Origin of the sequence: Legionella anisa (assembly GCF_001467525.1) — a bacterium.
In the GTDB taxonomy this organism is placed as follows: Bacteria; Pseudomonadota; Gammaproteobacteria; order Legionellales; family Legionellaceae; genus Legionella; species Legionella anisa.
Map to the genome: position 1 here is coordinate 1 of NZ_LNXS01000028.1, position 5,758 is coordinate 5,758.

Below are 5,758 nucleotides of genomic sequence, written 5' to 3' on the forward strand. Positions count from 1 at the left end.
TGACTCCTAGAAAGTGCCTCGGGTATAAAACACCCCTTGAGACATTTAAGTTTTCGCTGTTGCACTTCAAATGTGAATCTACCTTCCCGCCTGCGCGGGAATGACATAAATTTAGATCAAAGTGTACCGTTACTATTAATATTGATTATTATAAACTTAACATAATACCTTGCTCAGGTTTAATTAATTCTACGCCAATATCATTTTCCTGGGACAATTCGTTGATTATCTGCATTCGTGTATCTTCCTTAGAATTTGCAAAGTCAACTAATCTGGGTTTGATGTGAGTCACAACAACTGACAATCCCCGAAGTGAGTTTTCTAAATCTAAAGGATCAACAATTGCCGCCAATTGTCGCAACTCAAGCATAAATAAGTTTGGTTTTAAATGACCAAATAATTTGTTATCTGGCTGTGAATTTAAGAAGGAACACTCCAGCATAATGGCATGAAGCTGCTTATTTCTTATGAGTGGTGCAATTTCCTTCCAAATATTCCTCATGTTTGTCGATTTTTCAATGCTATCGGCGCCAGTATCACCAAAATATAAGATATATTCAGTCTTATAACGTATTAAAAAAGCGCTTGATGCCATTCCACCATGACTCAACGGGAACGCTTTTACGTGCAAATCAGTATTGGGAATAGCAACCCACTGTAGTAATGGCATCGTTTGATAATGCTGATAATTCAAATGCGGAATTTCTCCTCTATCGCCAAAATTCCCCCAAACCGACCAATTAAAAATATTTTTCTCCAATGCCTGCATTGTTTCTTCACGCGCCATAATTGTTTGCTGCTCTCGCAATTCGGGTTGCGCCATCACAAGACCCATAAGATGATCAAGATGTGCATGAGAAATGAGGTACGCCGGGATATGTTTTTGTAGCAAGTCTTCAACATTTTTATTACGCATTGATTGTCTACCGACTGCAACGTCAAGCCCATGCACCAAAGTACCTCCATCAAGAGCTGCATAATTTTCGCTCTCGGTAGTCTTTAATAAATAAGCTGATAAATTTCCATCTTTCAAACCACCATAAACCCCAAGAGGAATAATTTCGAAGACAGGCGCACAATATGCTGTATGAGACAACAAAAAAATAAAAAGTGTAATCAATAACTGGCGCATGCGAATATCCTTATAAATGATTCGGGTTTAAAGCCTTCCAACCGAAATAACCTGGGAGATGATCAAGTGATAATATCAGGAACCAACATTAGGTCATATCCTCCAATTAATACTAATTTTCAGCATAGATTATTAACAATAACATTCAAGACCTGCCCCCATACCAGTTAAATTTATGTAATCATAGTAATAAAGACCAATTACACCTGCATTACCTCCAGATGATTTGGCAGTATTAGCACGTTGTGTTTTTGATTCTTGGGTGTAGGAATTTTAAATGGTATTCTCTCCTTCCTATACGCTTCTAGTTAGAAACAATTTTTGCAGATGAGCATAGATGATTTTTAGTGACAAGCGATAACGAGACGCGAATTTTTTTCTTATATGCAGGACAAAGAACCAAAGAGGAACCAACAACATGCTGAAAACAAGTCAGGCGAGTGAAACCTTGTGTCAATCTGGTATTCGTGCAGCGAGCACGGAGTGTGAAAAAATTGGCGGCATTAATTTAGGTCAGGGTATTTGTGATTTACCTACACCTGAGATAATCAAGCAGGCTGCTGTGCGTGCGATTGAACACGAAAAAAATGTGTATTCTGCTTGTGAAGGGGTATTCAATTTACGCCAAGCTATTGCCAATAAAGTGCAAACGTTTAATAAAATCCCGGTTCATGCTGAAACAGAAGTTCTGGTGACCCACGGTTCTACTGGCGCATTTATTTGTGCGACGATGTCTTTGTTTAATCCAGGTGATGAAGTTATTTTGTTTGAACCGTTCTATGGCTACCACAAAAATATTTTGGAGCTGTATCAGGTTCATGTTAAAGCGGTACCTATTAATTTAGATGATTTGAGCATTCAAATCGACGATCTTAAAAAAGTGATTACTCCTAAAACCCGCGCGATTATCATTTGCACGCCGTGTAATCCTTGTGGCAAAGTTTTTTCTGAGCACGAATTATTAGCGATTGGCGAAATTGCAGAACACTATAATTTAGCAGTTATCACTGATGAAATTTATGAATATATTACTTATCCTGGTTATAAACATGTGTCGTTTGCTAGTTTAAAAAATTTTAAAGATCGCACTATCACGATTTCAGGATGTTCAAAAACGTATAATATGACGGGATGGCGCTTAGGTTATGCCAGTGGTCCGGCGCATGTCATTGCAAAAATGGCCTTGGTTCAAGATTTATTGTATGTGTGTCCTGCAACCCCCTTACAACATGCGGCGATCGATGCGTTCAAATTACCAGAAAGTTATTATCAAATAATGTGCCAAACCTATTTGGAAAAACGTGATCATACTGTTCGTGAGTTACGTGACATTGGTTTTGAAGTAACAGTCCCTCAGGGGGCTTATTATATTATGGCTGATTTTTCACGTATGGGTTTTAAAGATGATGCCACCATGACGCGCATATTACTTGATCAGGCAAAAGTTGCCGTGGTTCCTGGGCGCTCTTTTTATTTAAATCCGGATAAAGGAAAACATGTATTACGTTTTTGTTATGCGTTGAGTCAAGAAAAAGTGGCGCAAGGTTTAAAACAGATAAAGCAAGGTTTAGTACCGTGTCCTTCCTAAGACATAGGTACACTCATAGCATTTTCAGCAAGTAGGTTGGCCATTTGACCCAACCTACCGTGCTAAATGTCATAGAAGTCCTGCTTATTAGACTACCACGCATTGTACTGCTATATTTACAAAACATTAGCTCGATTAACGAGCTATACTTGAGTGCACTTTTAGGAGATCACGGATGAAAACTAAAGTACGAATTTTAAATGTAATGTTAGCTACAACCTTAATGCTGACTTTGTTTGTAGAAAATGCCAGTGCTAAAGTATTTAAAAAATGTACCTATATTGCGCAATACGAGAATGGCAAATATGCGGACGTTACAAAATCAGGTAAAGCTTTAAAAGCATCAGATGCCTGTGCTGAAGCTAAAAAAAGATGTGAAAAAAAACTGAGTAAATTATACAAAAAAGGTAAGCTTGCACGTGGCGCTGCTTGCTATAAATACGGTGGCGAAGTGCATTAATAACAAGTAGGTTGGGGCATCTTGCCCTGGGGTATCGTCACCTTTTTTTATACACAAGAATTTTTAATAATCAATATTAATGCAAATAATACACTTTGATCTAAGTTTATGTCATTCCCGCGCAGGCGGGAATGACAAGATATAGAACCAATATGATCATTAAAAGTTCAATGAACTGCTCAAAAAAAGTGACGACCCCTCAGGGCATCTTGCCCCAATTCACCCTTCATTAGTTTTTGTAAAACCTTTCAAGTCAGAAGTTTGAAAATTAAGCGATTAGCGAGCGTACCGTATTAGTAAGCGTCGCCTTGCACGTTACTTAATGTTTTTACACCTCCCTTAATAATTATTTAAGATTTATATGGTATAAATAAAGACCTAAAAGATGATTTTTTTATCTTTCTATAAGTATTAGACCTTTCATCTTAAATAAGAAACCTATTAATTTCAGCGGATAAGTTGATGCCCAAAACCCATAACATTACAACTCCCTCTAATAATGGAACTGTAGAAATTCGCACCTGGGGGACTAAAAATAAAAAATTATCAAACTTCAAAGAAAATCTTAAAATAGGATTATTCGGAGGTAATATTGGTCATGCTTCTGTCGCTTTAAAAATTCCTTATAATGAAGAAAACGTGGCTTTAGTAAAAAAATATTGCGACACCAATGGAATACCCTATTATATCAACAATAATATAACCCCATCATTACACCACGAAGAAGAAACAGATCAGTTTATCAGATCAGAAGAAATTGTTTATCAAGCGAAACAGATTGTTGTTTATTTTAGTTGGTTTCCTGGAAGCAATAATTCGTTTAGCTTAAATACTCCTGGCAACGACTATGAAGCAGAGTGGAAAAGCAGAAAATTTAAATGGTCACCTAATGATCAAGAATATTTTCAACCTAAAGAAAAGAAAATTAAAGGTAAAATTCCTATTCCTCATACCATAATGCTTGGCCCTAAAAAGATGGACTTAACCTCTGCTTATACCACTGAAGATTTTGAATTAATAAATCAGCTTGAACAATTAAATTCAAAATTAAAACAACTGTTAAGCGATTATTTTTTTGAAAACAATCAATTATGGATTGATGATACTGCAAAATTTTCTGAAAGCTTTATTGAATTCCTTAAAAAAGATCAAAAAAATGTGTTCAAACAGCTAAAAAATTTTTTAAAAGAAAATCATCAATCAAAATGGGGCAAGTTATTATACAATGCTTTAAACGGAAACATTCCCGAGCATTTTGATATTCTTTTTCTTTTTTCCAAACTCAACCTAAAAATAGAAAAAAACATTTTAAGAATTAAAAAGAAGTATACAGAACAAGGCATCACAACAACCTCTAACAAATTGCAAGCCTTAGAGCAATTAATTAAGGCATTAGAGAGCCAACGAATTAAGTTTCTCAATGAAAAAACCGCCTTAATACCTGACAAAGAAATAAACGATATAAATTTTTTAGAAGCTTTTATAAGAGACTGTCAAGTTCTTCTTAAGAAAAATGCGGATATTATGCCGCTTTATAATTTATATAAAAAAAATATTCCCCATTTTAAACAACTTGAAAATCAAGCTATTACTGACATTTTGCAAAACAGGTTGCTGCCTTTGTTAAAAGAGTATAAGAATAAAAAAGCAGATGAAAATTTCTTAACAAGGTTTAACAAGCCATTAAAAAAAATTCAAGCGTACATCGACGATACATGTAATCGTCTTCCGGGTTTTTTTGAAGATGAGGCTGGACTCACAATAAAAAAAATGCTTGACGAGCAGTTTCCTGAATGGGAATCACAATTCAATAACCCGCATATCCCTTTATCCAATGAACTATCAAATTTAAGAAGATTTATTCAAAAAAAGATTGATGAAGAAATTACTAACAATCTTGACCGGCAACCCATCGATGGAATTCGGCCCGATCAAGCAGTCACATTACCAATTCAGAAAGACTCTTCAGGTTTGTATGGTCTTGATTTAGAGAGCATGCTAAAAGAAATGGAATATTTAGTTCAAAATGAACATTACAAAACATATGGAATTAATTGTGCTGAAACAGTTCGCCGAATTGTAAACGCTGGATTAAGCCATTTAAATACAAAGCTCCATAAAAATAATATATTAGCAATTTCGACACCACAAACTTTAATGCATGAAGCAATTAGTATTGGCTCGCAAATTATTCAATTAAATTATCAAAAGATAAGGGAAACTATCCGAAGAAATAAACCATTTGATTTTTTAAATTTATTAATTAGAAAAAAAGACCATTTATTTGGTCACTTATGTTCACAAGGAGAGCTACCCTCCGTTGAATTTGATCGACTCTTAGTTTCGCAGGGAAAAAATATACCCTATCGGCATAAGGACTACGCAAATTGTTATAAACAAATGGAACAAACTTTAATTTTTAATTATGTCAATATTTTTGAAAAATTGTATAAAAAAGAAATGGGAAGTTTGTCTAAAAAAGAAATTAAAAAACGGCTCTACCCCAAAAAAGGGGGCACTTTAATCAAGTTAGTCTAGACTAACTAATTGATTTCGCGATCAAATTGGAGATTAAAGT

Annotated in this window: 4 protein-coding genes; 3 read left to right on the forward strand and 1 reads right to left on the reverse strand. The window is 35.0% G+C overall.

What is annotated here, in order from left to right; translation table 11 throughout:
• Window positions 1-148 precede the first annotated feature (148 nt).
• The gene (locus tag Lani_RS09220) at window positions 149-1,132 is read right to left on the reverse strand and encodes an MBL fold metallo-hydrolase (protein ID WP_019234932.1); all 984 of its coding nucleotides are present in this window, start codon (window positions 1,130-1,132) and stop codon (window positions 149-151) included.
• A gap of 418 nt (window positions 1,133-1,550) precedes the next feature.
• On the opposite strand from Lani_RS09220, the gene Lani_RS09225 reads away from it, so the two are divergent.
• The 3 genes from Lani_RS09225 to Lani_RS09235 all read left to right on the forward strand — a co-directional run bounded on the left by Lani_RS09225 (window position 1,551) and on the right by Lani_RS09235 (window position 5,718).
• The gene (locus Lani_RS09225) at window positions 1,551-2,720 is read left to right on the forward strand and encodes a pyridoxal phosphate-dependent aminotransferase (RefSeq protein ID WP_019234931.1); all 1,170 of its coding nucleotides are present in this window, start codon (window positions 1,551-1,553) and stop codon (window positions 2,718-2,720) included.
• Window positions 2,721-2,895: 175 nt separating this feature from the next.
• Window positions 2,896-3,180, forward strand: a complete 285-nt coding sequence (locus Lani_RS09230; protein WP_019234930.1) for a hypothetical protein — start codon at window positions 2,896-2,898, stop codon at window positions 3,178-3,180.
• A 462-nt stretch (window positions 3,181-3,642) separates the two neighbouring features.
• Complete coding sequence (locus Lani_RS09235) at window positions 3,643-5,718, forward strand: hypothetical protein (RefSeq protein ID WP_058388514.1); 2,076 nt, start codon at window positions 3,643-3,645, stop codon at window positions 5,716-5,718.
• The last annotated feature ends 40 nt before the right edge of the window (window positions 5,719-5,758 follow it).

Bases quoted from the DNA above. Each gene is read 5' to 3' on its own strand.
- Lani_RS09230 (WP_019234930.1), top strand. From the start codon at position 2,896: ATGAAAACTAAAGTACGAATTTTAAATGTAATGTTAGCTACAACCTTA.
- Lani_RS09225 (WP_019234931.1), top strand. From the start codon at position 1,551: ATGCTGAAAACAAGTCAGGCGAGTGAAACCTTGTGTCAATCTGGTATT.
- Lani_RS09220 (WP_019234932.1), bottom strand. From the start codon at position 1,132: ATGCGCCAGTTATTGATTACACTTTTTATTTTTTTGTTGTCTCATACA.
- Lani_RS09235 (WP_058388514.1), top strand. From the start codon at position 3,643: ATGCCCAAAACCCATAACATTACAACTCCCTCTAATAATGGAACTGTA.